At 59.6% G+C, this 13553-nt stretch carries 12 protein-coding genes; 5 read left to right on the top strand and 7 right to left on the bottom strand.

The window, feature by feature from the left end; genetic code table 11:
* Positions 1-43 precede the first annotated feature (43 nt).
* Together RHP74_RS16080 and RHP74_RS16075 are read right to left on the bottom strand one after the other, a co-directional pair.
* Positions 44-1009, bottom strand: coding sequence for a ribose-phosphate diphosphokinase (locus tag RHP74_RS16080; RefSeq protein ID WP_311095812.1), 966 nt, complete (start codon positions 1007-1009; stop codon positions 44-46).
* Positions 1010-1047: 38 nt separating this feature from the next.
* Positions 1048-1614, bottom strand: a complete 567-nt coding sequence (locus tag RHP74_RS16075; RefSeq protein ID WP_010460612.1) for a phosphoribosyltransferase family protein — start codon at positions 1612-1614, stop codon at positions 1048-1050.
* A gap of 347 nt (positions 1615-1961) precedes the next feature.
* Between RHP74_RS16075 and RHP74_RS16070 the strand changes: the two genes are divergently transcribed.
* Genes RHP74_RS16070 through RHP74_RS16060 form a run of 3 tightly spaced genes read left to right on the top strand, consistent with a single transcriptional unit; the run spans position 1962 to position 4260 of the window.
* Entirely contained in the window at positions 1962-2846 is an 885-nt protein-coding gene (locus tag RHP74_RS16070) for a universal stress protein (RefSeq protein ID WP_311095811.1), read from the top strand.
* A 57-nt stretch (positions 2847-2903) separates the two neighbouring features.
* Entirely contained in the window at positions 2904-3611 is a 708-nt protein-coding gene (locus tag RHP74_RS16065; RefSeq protein ID WP_311095810.1) for a phosphoribosyltransferase, read from the top strand.
* The gene (locus RHP74_RS16060; protein ID WP_311095809.1) at positions 3604-4260 is read left to right on the top strand and encodes a dienelactone hydrolase family protein; all 657 of its coding nucleotides are present in this window, start codon (positions 3604-3606) and stop codon (positions 4258-4260) included. Before RHP74_RS16065 ends, RHP74_RS16060 begins: the two co-directional genes overlap by 8 nt.
* A 16-nt stretch (positions 4261-4276) precedes the next feature.
* Here RHP74_RS16060 and RHP74_RS16055 read toward each other — a convergent pair whose 3' ends face one another.
* Both RHP74_RS16055 and RHP74_RS16050 read right to left on the bottom strand, forming a co-directional pair.
* Positions 4277-5644 (bottom strand): erythromycin esterase family protein, encoded by a 1368-nt coding sequence (locus RHP74_RS16055; RefSeq protein WP_042932034.1) that lies wholly within the window; start codon positions 5642-5644, stop codon positions 4277-4279.
* A 290-nt stretch (positions 5645-5934) separates the two neighbouring features.
* Positions 5935-6465 carry a GNAT family N-acetyltransferase gene (locus RHP74_RS16050; RefSeq protein ID WP_311095808.1) on the bottom strand — a complete coding sequence of 177 codons (531 nt, stop codon included), beginning with the start codon at positions 6463-6465 and terminating at the stop codon, positions 5935-5937.
* Between the two features lie 224 nt (positions 6466-6689).
* Here RHP74_RS16050 and RHP74_RS16045 point away from each other — a divergent pair, with 224 nt between their 5' ends.
* Complete coding sequence (locus tag RHP74_RS16045) at positions 6690-7616, top strand: universal stress protein (protein ID WP_311095807.1); 927 nt, start codon at positions 6690-6692, stop codon at positions 7614-7616.
* A gap of 223 nt (positions 7617-7839) precedes the next feature.
* The gene (locus RHP74_RS16040; RefSeq protein WP_311095806.1) at positions 7840-10122 is read left to right on the top strand and encodes a heavy metal translocating P-type ATPase; all 2283 of its coding nucleotides are present in this window, start codon (positions 7840-7842) and stop codon (positions 10120-10122) included.
* A 206-nt stretch (positions 10123-10328) separates the two neighbouring features.
* Here the strand turns inward: RHP74_RS16040 and RHP74_RS16030 are convergent, their stop codons facing one another.
* The 3 genes from RHP74_RS16030 to RHP74_RS16020 all read right to left on the bottom strand — a co-directional run bounded on the left by RHP74_RS16030 (position 10329) and on the right by RHP74_RS16020 (position 13457).
* Entirely contained in the window at positions 10329-10814 is a 486-nt protein-coding gene (locus RHP74_RS16030; RefSeq protein ID WP_010460595.1) for an LEA type 2 family protein, read from the bottom strand.
* A 57-nt stretch (positions 10815-10871) separates the two neighbouring features.
* A complete protein-coding gene (locus tag RHP74_RS16025; protein ID WP_311095805.1) occupies positions 10872-12344 on the bottom strand; it encodes a nucleobase:cation symporter-2 family protein in 1473 nt (490 codons plus the stop codon).
* A 219-nt stretch (positions 12345-12563) separates the two neighbouring features.
* On the bottom strand, positions 12564-13457 hold the full coding sequence (locus RHP74_RS16020; RefSeq protein WP_311095804.1) for a LysR family transcriptional regulator: 894 nt from the start codon (positions 13455-13457) through the stop codon (positions 12564-12566).
* Between the last annotated feature and the right edge of the window lie 96 nt (positions 13458-13553).

Below are 13553 nucleotides of genomic sequence, written 5' to 3'. Positions count from 1 at the left end.
CGTCAGGCACTCCCCATTGTCTTTGATCGGCCTCTTCATCTGCTCAAACGGTATCGAATGCTCCACTTTCAGCCAGCAAGGTGGCTATCAGGGCGGTGCTGTCGATTACGTGCACGTGCTGCGTCACGCACTCGGGGGACAGGCGAAATGGAGGCACGCTGTCAGAGATCGCAATGTGCTCGAAAAGCGGCTTGTCGAACAGATGGCTGCCCGCCGTGAACAAACCATGGGTCGCCGCGGCAAACAATCGGCTGGCTCCACCCTTTTGACAGGCAAGGCCCGCATGCTTCAGCGTTTCACCGGTACTGATCAGATCGTCGAAAACAATGGCTGTCTTACCCGATACGTCGCCCACCAACAGGGCGCCTGTCAGCGTCGCGTGAGCACGGTGCTTTTCCATCAGCGCACTGCCCACTGAGCGTCCCAGATGTCGTTCGAGGGCCTGACGAAACTGTTCGGCGCGCTTGGCACCACCGGAATCCGGGGACACCGCCACCACGTCGGCGTCGCCGACGAACCTGGCGAAATGCTCGGCGAATAATTCTGTGCACTGCACGTTCCACGTCGGAATGCGAAAGGCATTGTCGAACGCGGCCGGATTATGCACCTCCAGGGCAACCAGACGATCAACGTGGCAGGCTTCAATCATGGCCGCCAGGTAGCGGGTGATCGTGGGGTCTTGAGGTTGGCTGCGACGATCTTTGCGTCCGTAACAGAGATAGGGTGTTACGACTTGCACATGGCGAGCGCCGGCATCCTTGAGTGCTCCGCAAAAGAACAACAGGCGACACAACTTATCGTTAGCGCTCTGCCGGTCATCCCCATACAAAGCATGGAACACCACGACCTCGCGACCGTTAACCGACGCCAGCGGTCGGCATTTATGTTCGCCATCTTCATAGTCGCGCTCTTCATGCGGGGCCAGTTGGCAGCCAAGCCGCTGCGCGACGCGGGTTGCATAGTGCTCACTGCCTTGCAGGGCAAAAAGAAGCGGGCGGTCGGTGAGCATGCATTGGCTCCTTTGAGGCTTATCGAACAGTTGCGCCGTCATCGGACAGCACCATGCCGCAACACTTCAATGCAGAACTCCATTTCGTAGGGCGGGACGTTGCATTCGACGATGTCATGGGCGGCAACTTGCAGGTGCACGCCGACAATGTCGGCACGGATCGGTTGCTGGCAAACATGCCGGTCAACCAATACCGCAGTGTAGACCCGACGGGCCCCCAGCTGCGCCAAATAGGCACAGGTGCGCAGAAGGGAGTGGCCTTCAAAAAGCACATCGTCGACAACAAGCAGGGTGGTATTGGCAAGGTCCAGCTCGCCCAGAAGTGGGTTCTCAGTCAATTCCGTCTGTGCATGCAGGACCTTGAGGTCATCGGCATAACGCTTGACCTTCAGGGGGTAAAGCGGCAGTTCTGGCTGGCCGGTCTGACGCGAAAGATGCTGCTGTAAGCGCTGTGCCAGCGGCTCGCCGCGACGCTGGATGCCAATCAGTGCCGATTGAGCGGGCGGCAACAATATCGCCGCTTGGCGCGCCATCGCCTGCAGCACACCATCGAGTTCATCGCTGTCGTACAAGCGCAACCGCTGACTCGCAAGTTGGGTCGACATTGCCGTCTCCTGTCGAAAGCCGGTGCGGTGGAGGCATCACACCATCAAGGAACCGGCAAGCATCAAAGTCCTGAGCACAGCAAAAATGCCGTCCCATTTTGCCAACGTAATCCTGCTCGGCCCGGCCCTGTTGATATTGATCAAGTACGGTGAAATGAAAGCCCGATCCATGACCTGCATTGGTCCAATGAACGGCGTTACGCGGGGATTTGATATAAATCAACGCCAGGGCGACATCAACAGAGGACGCTGAATCAACGCGGGTGCCTGATCCGGCGCAGGCGTTACGACTAGTCTCAGCAATGGGGCAGCGATGGACGTCGAGTCCCCCTGTATGGAGTCAGATCATGAGCCAATATCAACGCTTGCTACTCATCATCAACCCGGCCCTGCGCCATTCCCCAGCGATAAACCATGCGGCCGCTCTGGCCAAGGCCAGCGGCGCGAGCTTGCATATTGCTGCGCTTGTAAAACCGTTGGAGAGACTGTCACTGCTTGACGAAGGCGTGCAGGAAAAAGCCCGGGAAAGCTACCTTCAGGACCATCGCGACTGGCTGAAAAACCAGGCAACCAATCTCAATGCGCTGGGGCTCAAAGTGACGACAGAGGTGATGTGGGCCGACGACATGAAGCAAGACATTCTTGATCACGTCACGGAAATGCAGCCCGACCTGCTGATCAAAGAAGTGCAGCACGAATCAGCGCTCAAACGCGCATTCTTCACCCCGTTGGATTGGCATTTGTTGCGGCACTGCCCGATACCGGTCTATCTGGTGGGCGGCGGTGGTCATGCCTTGCCGCGCAAGGTCGTGGCGGCGGTTGACGCGTCGGATGCGGCGCCTGCGGACAGCGAGCTGAACGAGCGGATCATTCAGCAAGCCACCAATCTGGCGTTGCAGTGCGATGCCGAGCTGCACCTGCTGTATGCCTGCGATCTTTCAGGGGTCTATCTGGCAGACATGGGGGGGCTGGCGCTTCCAGACATCACCAAAGAGTTGCGCACCACCGAGGAACAATCGTTCAGCAAATTGGCCGGTCGGTACGGCGTCCCCTCTGACCGTCGGCATTTTGTTCTCGGACATCCGGTCGCGGCGTTGAGCGATTTTGCCAACGAGCAGCAGGTGGATGTGATCGTGATGGGCAGAGTCCAGTACCACGGCCTGGAGAAGCTGCTGGGCAGCACGACCGAACATATTCTGTACCAGGTGCCTTGCAGTGTTCTGGCGGTCTAGCCGGACAAGGCCATGGTGTAACGAAACGACAGGCGTCATCGCCTGAGGAGGTTTTTCATGAGTCAAAGCCCCTCATTACAAACCACATTGGAGGACCGGGCAGAAGCCGGTCGACGTCTGGTGGAACCGTTGCTCAAATACGCCCATCGACCCGATGTCATCGTCCTCGCCTTGCCCCGTGGCGGCGTTCCGGTCGCCTATGAAGTGGTCAAGGCCCTGGGCGTGCGCCTGGACCTGATGCTGGTGCGCAAACTGGGCGTGCCGTCCAACCCCGAGTTCGCCATGGGTGCCATCGCCAGTGGCGGTATCCAGATCCGAAATGAAGAAGCGCTGCGGGCTCACCCGATTTCCCCGGCCGCATTCGACGCCGTGGTCGCGCGTGAAACACGGGAATTGCAGCGGCGGGAGCACCTGTACCGGGGCGCCCGGCCACCCTTGCAGCTCAAGGGGCAGGTGGTGATTCTGGTGGATGACGGCCTGGCGACGGGCGCCTCGATGATGGCGGCGATCCGCGCGGTGCGTATGCAGGCACCTGCTCGTATCGTCGTTGCCGTGCCGGTTGCGCCGCGGGAAACGGTGGACACGCTGAGCTTCGAAGTCGATGAGGTGATCTGCCCACTCATACCTGAATGGATGATGTCGATCGGGTATTGGTACTTGAGTTTCCCCCAGACCTCGGACGAAGAAGTCATTGATTTGTTGCAATTGGCCTGGCAGCGAGAAGGCGCCACCGATTCTGCCTCGCGGGAGCCTTTCGATGATTAAGCCTCAATCTCGACAGCTGGAATTGCGTGAGGTTGAGTTATCGGCCGATTTGCGTCTGCCGCTGCAGACTGACGGTCTGGTGATCTTCGTGCACGGTAGCGGCAGTGGCCGTCTGAGCCCACGCAATCAGTTTGTCGCAGAGTCCTTGGCCAAGCGGGGGCTGGCGTCGCTGCTGTTCGACCTGCTCACGGAGCCAGAGCAACGTCTGGACAACCTCACCGGGGAGCTGCGTTTCGATATTGCCTTGCTCGCCAGGCGACTGGTGGAAGTTATCGACTGGGTCGGTCGGGACGTGGAGTTGCACTCGCTGCGAATCGGTCTGTTCGGCGCAAGCACCGGTGCTGCGGCGGCGTTGTTGGCGGCGGCCGTGCGCCCGGAGGTGGTGCATGCGGTGGTCAGCCGCGGAGGGCGCACCGACCTGGCGGGGGCTGCATTGTCGCAGGTGAGGGCACCCACCTTGCAGATCGTAGGCGCCCAGGACCCGGTGGTGCTCGAACTGAATGATCAAAGCAGTCAGGCCTTGCAGTGTGAGCAGCAGCTGGAAATTGTGGCGGGCGCGACTCATCTTTTCGAAGAACCTGGAGCCCTTGAAGAAGTCGCCAGACTCGCTGGCGACTGGTTCGAGAAGTATTTGCACGACCCCGCCTGACAACGCCTGACCGGCCTCACACGCCAAACGGATAGGTTTCGTCTTCCGGTTCGAGTCTCTGGCTTTTCGGTAGCGCCAGTGCTGTCACGGGTTGGGTCTGTTCAATCCAGATCATGGCGTCGAACTGTTCGGCCAGCGTCGCTTCGAAGTAGTGACTGCCACGCTCGGTTTCAGGGCGGTAAATCACCCCGATGGCCCGTTCCAGCAACGGTTTGGACAGCACACGGCGCAGCTCTTTGCGCGTTGGGTCTCGCCAGTCGGTCAATGACGCCGGCACACCCGCCTTGAGGAACTGGTGCTCCCAACTGTCCGGGCGAGAGGGCCGGATGTCCTTGATGAGCATGTCGCCGTCCCAGTCATCGGCTGCGGCCACCTGGCCACGGTCGGTGCTCATGCCGATCAGTACGGCATCGCGCCCATAAGCACTGCGGCACAGCTGACCGATGTTGAACTGACCCTTCCAGCCCATTTCCGTCGCAGCCGCGTTGCCGATATGAGAATTGTGCGCCCAGACCACGGCTTTGGCTTGTGGACCCCGGTGCTCAAGCAGTGCCCGAAGTGTGTCGAACATGTGCCGGTCACGCAGGTTCCATGAGGCGGTCGACCCTCGATAAATCGCACGGTAATACTGTTCCGCCGCCTGCACCACCCGAGCGTTTTGCGCCGCATTGAAGAAGGCCTCGTCGTTCTGGATGAGCCCGGCCAGTTGTTCGGCCAGCATGGCGTCGAGCTGTTCAATCACCGGTTGCTCACAAGGCATCAAGCCGGCACGTTCGACGAAGTGACCATACAACGCGGGATCATCCTGCCAAGGGGTCAGACAGCCATACCGCCGCCGGGCCTCGTGGGCCAGCTGTGGGTCGACCCGGTCCAGATAACTCAGCACCTCATGGATGGAGTTGCGCAAGCTGTAGACGTCCAGTCCGCGGAACTCGACGCGACGTTCCGTGGCGAGGGTGTGGTTGTAGAGATGCAGCCAGTGGGCGAATGCTCTCACGTCGGTGTTGCGCCACATCCAGGTCGGGAATCGGCTGAAGATGTGACGTTTCCAAGCCGAGTGTGCCAACCCCCGGACATACTGGTCGACATGGCCGGCGTCCGGCCAGTCGGCTTCAACGGCCACAATGTTGAACCCGTGTTGCTCAATCAGCCTTTGGGTGATCGCTGCCCGGGTTCGATAAAAATCACTGGTGCCATGACTGGCCTCACCAATCATCACCACGCGCGCATCCGCATAGCGATCGAACATTTCACCAAAGGCGGATGAGTCCAGCGCCGGCAGAGGCTCAGCGTATTGGCGCAGAAGCGGTGCGATGGCAGCCTGGTCAATGTGCCGAGGTGAGCCATACAGGTTATCCAGCATGTCTTGGGAGGGTGTGTTCATGACCGTCGTCCCCGTAAGGGTGGGTTACCGCCAGCGGTATTGCGCTTGCGCACAACCGCCGGAGATCGATCCGCAGGTCCTCGACACATTGTGTTTAAACGCAAACTTTTGTGTCGATTCATCACCTGTTTGATTATTCCTACGCCTTGCTCCAGATGAACAATTGAGTTTCGTCAATAAAGGGTGCAAAGGCTTGAGAGAAGGTGTCGGGGGCCAGATTCCTCACCTCGCGGGCCAATAGGCCGCTTATATGAGTCACCAGATCAAGGTGCTTCAACAGCCCCGTTGTTTTACAGGTACAGGCAGTGAATCACCTGACGGGTATCGTAGGGATCGTCGCGCGTCTCGAAGCCCAGTGATCTGGCCAGGTCGCGCATCGGGGCATTGCTGGAGGCGTCGAGCGCATACATCTGGTGAAAACCGTTCTTGCGCGCGGCCGTGATCAAATGTTCCAGCAATAGCGTACCCAAACCCAGACGCTTCCATTGATCGGCGACTGTCACCGTACATTCACATTTGTATTCGCCCGTGGCGACATACCGGCTGACGCCGATCTCGATCAATTGGCCATTTTCGTGGACCAATACAATGTATGCCTGGCACTGCTTGTTGCCGGGTTCGTTGCTCTGCATGAGAAAGCGCATGTGCCGGGACTCAGGGCACAGATGTTTGATGAAGCGGTACTCTCGCTCGCGGTCTTTTTCCGTCAGTTGCCGGATCAACACGTGACGACCATCCTTGAGCGCTTCGATCAAGTATTTCCCAGTGACTTTGGAATAGGCTTCAGAGGCCCGATCATTATGGTCTTTGACAGTGAGCATGATGCGATCCTCCAGCCGTCTTCATAGGTTGGCGCGCAGTGGCAAATCTCGCGATTCACTTCTTTCTACTCCGCTGACTGCGCCTGAATATGATCTGGATCAGATCTCTTGTGACAGTGCACTCAATTGCCTGGATTTGATGTAAATCAAACAGGCATAGGGCGCAACGAGCGCAGTCTTTGAACATGGCCACGCTATGGGCCGGTGTATAGACGAGGTGTGTGATGGCCCACTATCAACGCTTGCTGCTGATCGCCAACCCAAACCTGAAAGAGGCCCCAGCCTTGCTGCGTGCCATCGCCCTGGCCAGGGCCAGTGGAGCCATGCTGGATGTACGGGCCTATATCGAACCCGCGCCCATGGCGCATGTGTGGGAAGAGAACCGAGACGAGGAGGGGGACCCGCGATATCAGCGCCATTATCTCCACTGGAGGGACCAGACACTTCAGCGTCTCAATGCACAGGGATTGGAGGTGAACGTGCAAGTTGTCTTCACCTGCGATCCACTGCTCGACATCGTGAAGTGTGTAGAAGAGCTCAAGCCCGACCTGGTCATCAAGGATGTCACGGTGGACCCGGTACTTGGACGAGTGTTCGTCACACCTCTGGATTACCATTTGCTGCGCGGGTGTCCCGTTGCGTTGCACCTGGTCAACCAGGTCCATCATGAGTTGCCTCATCAGATCGTTGCCGCTGTGGACCTGTTTGATACGGTCACACAAATCCGTGATGTGAACGATGCCATTATTCAGGCAGCTCATACGCTGGCCGTGCAATGCGACGCATCGCTGCACCTGCTTTACGCCTATGACTTATCGCCTGCATTCAATGGCGATACGCCGCTGATCACCGGCTGCTGGAATGTGGCCTTCATGGATGAGTTGCGAGCGTCCCTTCATCAGGCCTTCAACACCCTGGCTGAGCGCTATGGCATTGCTCCAGAGCGCCGGCATTTTTTCATGGGGCTGCCGATGCCGGTGATCAGTGCATTTGTCGATGATTACCAGGCTGACGTCGTGGTGATGGGCACCTTGCATCGGGTGGGTACTAATCGATTCATCGGCAGCACTATGGAGCGCGCGCTGTATTCGTTGCAGGGCAGCATTCTGGCGGTCAGACAATCAGACTCGTTCGTCGAAGAGAAGATGTGATCGCAGCGTTAACGCACGCCTTGCTTCAGCCTTTTGCACTGTCTAGTCCTGAAATAGGTTTACACCTGGTTCGTCCGGGCACAACCGCGACTTCTGTTGTGTCCAGCGCTGAAATTGCGGCGCGCCGGGGACACGAAAGACATTCGAGTCCTAAGCTATACCTCGATGAGCGACAGCTGTTTTACAGCGAGGCCTGCAAATCGCTTTTGAGGAACTCACTTCGATGCTCAGTAAGTGGCTGGACCCTGTTCTGTTGCTGCTCACCGCACTGACGCTGCTGGCCGGCGGCATTGCGTATGTTGCGCAGGCACCTGATTGGGCATCGAGGTGCTGGGCCGCCGGAAGTCTGGTGATGGCTGCGGTACTGCTCCTTGAAATCGTCAGGCGCCTGGCCCGGCGCGAGGCCGGTGTCGACCTGATCGCGCTGCTGTCGATCACTGCCGCCCTGGTCTTTGATCAGACACTGGTGGCAGCGGTGATTGCCTTAATGCTGGCGACCGGACGGACCCTGGAGTTTTTCACCAAGCAACGCGCCGACCGTGAGCTTCGTGCGCTCATCGACCGGGCGCCACGTTTTGCCTGGCTGCAGGAGGAGGGCGGCTTGCGCGAGATCCCCGTTGAGCAGGTCCAGCTGAATCAGACATTGCTGGTGCGACTGGGGGAGGTGATACCGGTCGACGGTCGGTTGCTAAGTCCTGCGGCCATTCTGGACGAATCGGCGCTCAGCGGTGAGTCGTTGCCCGTCACCCGCCGAGAAGGAGAGCAACTGCCCAGCGGCGTTTCCAATGTCGGTGCCCCCATCCTGATAATCGCCACGCGAACGGCCGCGCAGAGTACCTATGCCGGCATAGTGCGGCTGGCCGAGGAGGCACGTCGTTCACGCGCACCTTTCGTGCGCCTGGCCGACCGCTATGCATTGTTCTTCATCCCGCTGACGTTGCTGATTGCCGGATTGGCCTGGCAATTGAGTGGTGATCCTTTGCGAGCGCTGGCGGTACTGGTGGTGGCCACACCTTGCCCTTTGATTCTGGCCGTACCGATTGCCATCATGTCGGGGATTTCCAGGGCAGCGCGGCGCGGGATACTGATCAAGGACGGCGTGACCCTGGAAGCGTTGGCCGGAGTCAAGCAGGTGTTCCTCGACAAGACCGGCACGCTGACCAGCGGCCATGCCCGTCTGCAGTCGATAGAGGTCAACGGACTGGTCGATTCGCAGCGCCTGCTTGGCCTGGCCGCTTCGCTGGCGCAGGCCTCGACGCACCCTGTCTCCCAGGCCATCGTTGAGGCGGCGCATCAGCGTCAATTGCCTCTGAGCGTCCCACAGGAAGTAGAAGAAAGCCCAGGCTCTGGACTTTGTGGGCAAGTCGATGGCGTGCAGGTGCGTTTCGGCTCGTTGTCTTTCGCTCACAAAGACGCCCCTGAAACTGACTGGGTCGCCGCCATGCTGCGCCACATGGATTACCTGGCGTGCAGTGGAAGCTTCATCGACGTGGATGGGCAACTCGCGGGCCTGCTGGTTTTCTCGGACAAGGTTCGGCGCGAAACGCCACAGACTCTGCATCGACTGCGTAATCGGGGCATCGAAAAGATAGTCATGCTCACCGGGGATCGCCTGGAAACCGCCGAGATGATTGCGCTATCTGCCGGGATTGACGAGCTGCGTGCCGGGTTGACCCCTGAGGATAAAGTGCGTGCTGTACAGGAAGGTTGCCTGCGCACCAGCACACTGATGGTCGGTGATGGCATCAACGATGCCCCGGCCCTGGCGGCGGCCACCGTCGGCGTAGCCATGGGGGCCAGCGGTGCCACTGCTTCTGCACAAGCCGCAGGTGTTGTGCTGCTGGTGGATCGTCTGGATCGTCTGGTCGAGGCGCTGGACATTGCCCGACGCACCCGCTACATCGCCCGCCAGGGTGTGCTGGTCGGCATGGGGATGTCGTTGCTGGCCATGGCGGTGGCGGCCCTCGGTTACCTGCCGCCGCTGATTGGCGCCGTGGTGCAGGAGGGTATCGACGTGGTGATTATCCTTAACGCCTTGCGGGCACTGGGGCCGATGTGGGTGCTGAGGAAACGAAAGCTTGCCGCAGAACATATCGATCGCCTGCAAGATGAACACCAGCAACTCTCCACCGTACTGAGTGATCTGCACCAACTCGCCAATGACTTCGCCCAGCGCCCACTGGCGCAAGCACAGACCGACTTGGCGCAACTGGTCAACAAGCTGCAAACATCACTGGCGCAGCATGAACACGAAGATGAAAACATACTGTACCCGCTGCTGACGCGAAGCATGCCGGGCGAGGACCCGATGTCGGCTATGAGCCACGCTCACCGGGAGATTTTTCGTCTTATCCATTTACTGGCGCGCATGAGTAGCGACTTCAGTTCCGACCCCGCAACGGCATCTGCTGATGAGATCCAGCATCAGTTGATTCGTCTGGATACCCTCGTGCGACTGCACTTTGATCAGGAGGAGGAACTGTTTCGTTATCTGGATTGGCGCTAGAAAATAAAGTCGCGCGCGTTAGGACTACGACGTGATCGGTCACTACGCGCGCCCGGCCCGGCGTCCGTTGCACCGCATAACCGTCACTGGTTGAACAACATCACCCCCTGTGGGAGCGAGCCTGCTCGCGAAGGCGGAGTGTCAGTCAATGCATGTGTTTTCTGACACACCGCATTCGCGAGCAGGCTCGCTCCCACAGGGGATATTCATTGTCGGTATGACCGAGTTCCGGCTGTCGACCCCGGCAAGCTCAGCTTCCCGGTGTCCACGAAGCGCACCGTTCCAAACAAGCCGCCCGCCAGTTTGCCGCGTAACACGTAGGGAAGATTATTCAGTGTCTGCGTCTGGCTCAGCCCCAACGTCTGGCGTAACACCGAGAACGCCGAAACGCTCACCGGCACGCTCAGCACGGTTTCGGAAAAGCGTGCAATCGAGCCCGACTGATCGCTGACGCCGGACGCCAGTGGCTGGCCATTGACTTCCAGATCCAGCGCCACGCCGTTGTAGTCGATCGGCGTTTCGTTGGGGTTCTGTACCCGGATCTTCACGGCAAAGCGCACTTCCATATCCTGGCTTTGCAGCGGCTCGATGCCGACCACGTTGATGTTCAACGGATCGCGATGGGGGAAGAGGGCGCAGGCGCTCAGGGAGAGCAACAGCAGAGAAAGGATGACGGCGTGGACGCTGCGCATGTAGACACTCTCATAAAGAAAAGGGCTGAGCCGCCACGGGCTCAGCCCTCGAGCTTTCTAGCGGTTCAACAGTGCGACTGCCGCAGGCCGTGGGGGTTCACCCTTGGCCGGGACATCGGGGTTTTCCATGACCTGCAAGATCGACGCTTCCGGATCAAAATCGTCCTCTTCCAGCTCGATGAATTCCTCGGGCAGGAAGATGTTCAGCACGATAGCGCACAACGCCCCGACGGTGATCGGTGATTCGAAGATGTTGTGCAGCGCCTTGGGCAGCTCGCGCAGCACTTCGGGCACCGCTGCGACCCCCAGGCCCATGCCGATGGAAATCGCCACGATCAGCATGTTGCGCCGATGCAGACCGGCCTCGGCGAGGATCTTGATGCCGGCCACCGCCACGGTGCCGAACATCACCAGTTCCGCGCCGCCGAGCACCGGTTTGGGCATCAATTGCAGCACCGCGCCAATCATCGGGAACAGCCCCAGCAACACCAGCAGGCCGGCGATGAAGAACGCCACGTAACGGCTGGCCACGCCGGTGAGCTGGATCACTCCGTTGTTTTGCGCGAAGGTCACCATCGGCATGCTGTTGAACACCGCCGCCATGGCCGAGTTCAGGCCGTCAGCAAGCAGGCCGGACTTGATCCGGCGGATGTAAATCGGACCCTTGACCGGTTGCCGGGAAATCATCGAGTTGGCGGTCAGGTCTCCGGCGGCTTCCAGCGGCGACACCAGGAAAATCACCGCCACCGGCACAAACGCCACCCAGTCAAAATTGAAGCCGTACTTGAACGGCACCGGCACGCTCATCAGCGGCACGTCGGGCAGGCTGGCGAAATTGACGTCGCCCATCAGCCAGGCCACGACGTAACCCAGAGTCAGGCCAATGACAATCGCCCCCAGGCGCAGGAACGGCACATCGACCCGGTTCAGCACCACGATCGTGCCGAGCACCAACGCCGCCAACCCCAGATGACTGGCCGCGCCAAGGTCCGCCGCGCCAAAGCCGCCGGCGATGTCGGTCATCGCGACCTTGATCAGCGAAAGCCCCATCAGGGTAATGATGGTGCCGGTCACCACGGGTGTGATCAGCATCCGCAGCTTGCCGATGAACTGGCTCAACACCACTTCGATAAATGCCGCGAAAAAGCACACGCCGAAAATCGTCGAGAGGATTTCATCGGTGCCGCCACCCCGGGCCTTGACCATGAACCCGGCGCTGAGAATCACGCTGATGAACGAGAAACTGGTGCCTTGCAGGCACAACAGGCCGGAACCGATCGGGCCGAACCGACGCGCCTGAACAAAGGTGCCCAGGCCCGAGACAAACAGCGCCATGCTGATCAGGTACGGCACTTCGCTTTGCAGGCCCAGAGCACCGCCCATGATCAGGGTGGGCGTGATGATGCCGACAAAACTCGCCAGCACATGCTGCAAGGCGGCGAAGACCGTGGCGGTGAGGTGTGGGCGGTCGTTGAGGCCGTAGATCAGGTCGGAACGGGGCTGGGGTTTTGCGTGTTCGGAAGAGGTCACGAGGAAAGCGCCAGGGGCCAGGTCAAAAAATGGAGGCGCAGGATGCCAGCAGCGGGCACCGAGGGCAAACGATACACACGGAGCTGTGGCGAGGGAGCTTGCTCCCGTTGGGCTGCGTAGCGGCCCCCGGCATTCCTTCAACCACACCTTGTGTGCAGATCTTGCGACGTCTGCGCCGCCGAACGGGAGCAAGCTCCCTCGCCACAGGTCCGTGCGTGTTCATTCAAACGCGGCGAGCAGGTCTTCTTCAAAGGCTTTCTGCGCATCCCCCGGCACCTGGGCACGATGGCGCGCCAGATGAAACGCCACATCAAAACTCAGGTCATCCCGGCGCACGGCGCGCAGCAAACCTTTGTCTTCCCAGCTGCGGGCAAAATGTTCAGGCAAATAGCCGACATGCTTGCCGGACAGGATGAAGGCGAGGGTGCCTTCGACCTGCTCGGACCGTGCCGAACATAATTTGCCTTGAAACGGCTCGTCACTGCGCAGAAAACGATAGGGATGATCGACCCGGTCGCACGCCTGCAACGCCATATCGTCCGGCGCGTCGTCGGTGAACAACGGATGACCCGGGGCGCAGTACAGGTGCTGGGTTTCGCTGAACAGTTCGCGGTAGTCAAATGCGCTTTGCACTTGGGAGAAATAGCCGATCGCCAGGTCCAGCCGTTGTTGCAGCAACAGGCGTTCCATTTCGCCGGGCATGGCGCTCATCAACTCGATGCGCACCGATTCGTCCCGTTCACGAAAGCGACGGATGGCATCGGCGACTTTTTGCAGCACCGATTGATCAAGCGCTTCGGACAAACCCAGGCGCACTTCGCCGATCAACCGACCCGCCACACCGTTGGATTGATGACGGAACGCTTCGATGGACTCAAACAGCCCGCGCGTCGCGCTCAGCAACTGTTCGCCCTTGGGCGTGACCCGGAATCCACCCTTGCCGCGACTGCACAAACGATAGCCGAGCCGGGTTTCGAGTCTGGCCATTTGCTGGCTGATGCTCGACTGGCTCAACCCCAGTTCACCTTGCGCTGCGCTGAACCCGCCGCATTCCACCACGCGGACAAACAGGCGCAGCAGTTGCAGGTCGAGGTCGTGGAGTTGACCGAGCATCAAACATTACTCCGCAATAAAGTCAGGTTAACAAACTTGGTATTTCGCCAATGTATCCGAGGGCGCACGCTGCAACCACTTCCTCTGGTCAGGTGT

Origin of the sequence: Pseudomonas sp. SG20052 (genome assembly GCF_031766055.1) — a bacterium.
GTDB classification, from domain to species: Bacteria; Pseudomonadota; Gammaproteobacteria; order Pseudomonadales; family Pseudomonadaceae; genus Aquipseudomonas; species Aquipseudomonas mandelii.
The sequence above is the reverse complement of the archived record's forward strand: the minus strand, read 5'-3'. Positions and strand labels throughout refer to the sequence as shown.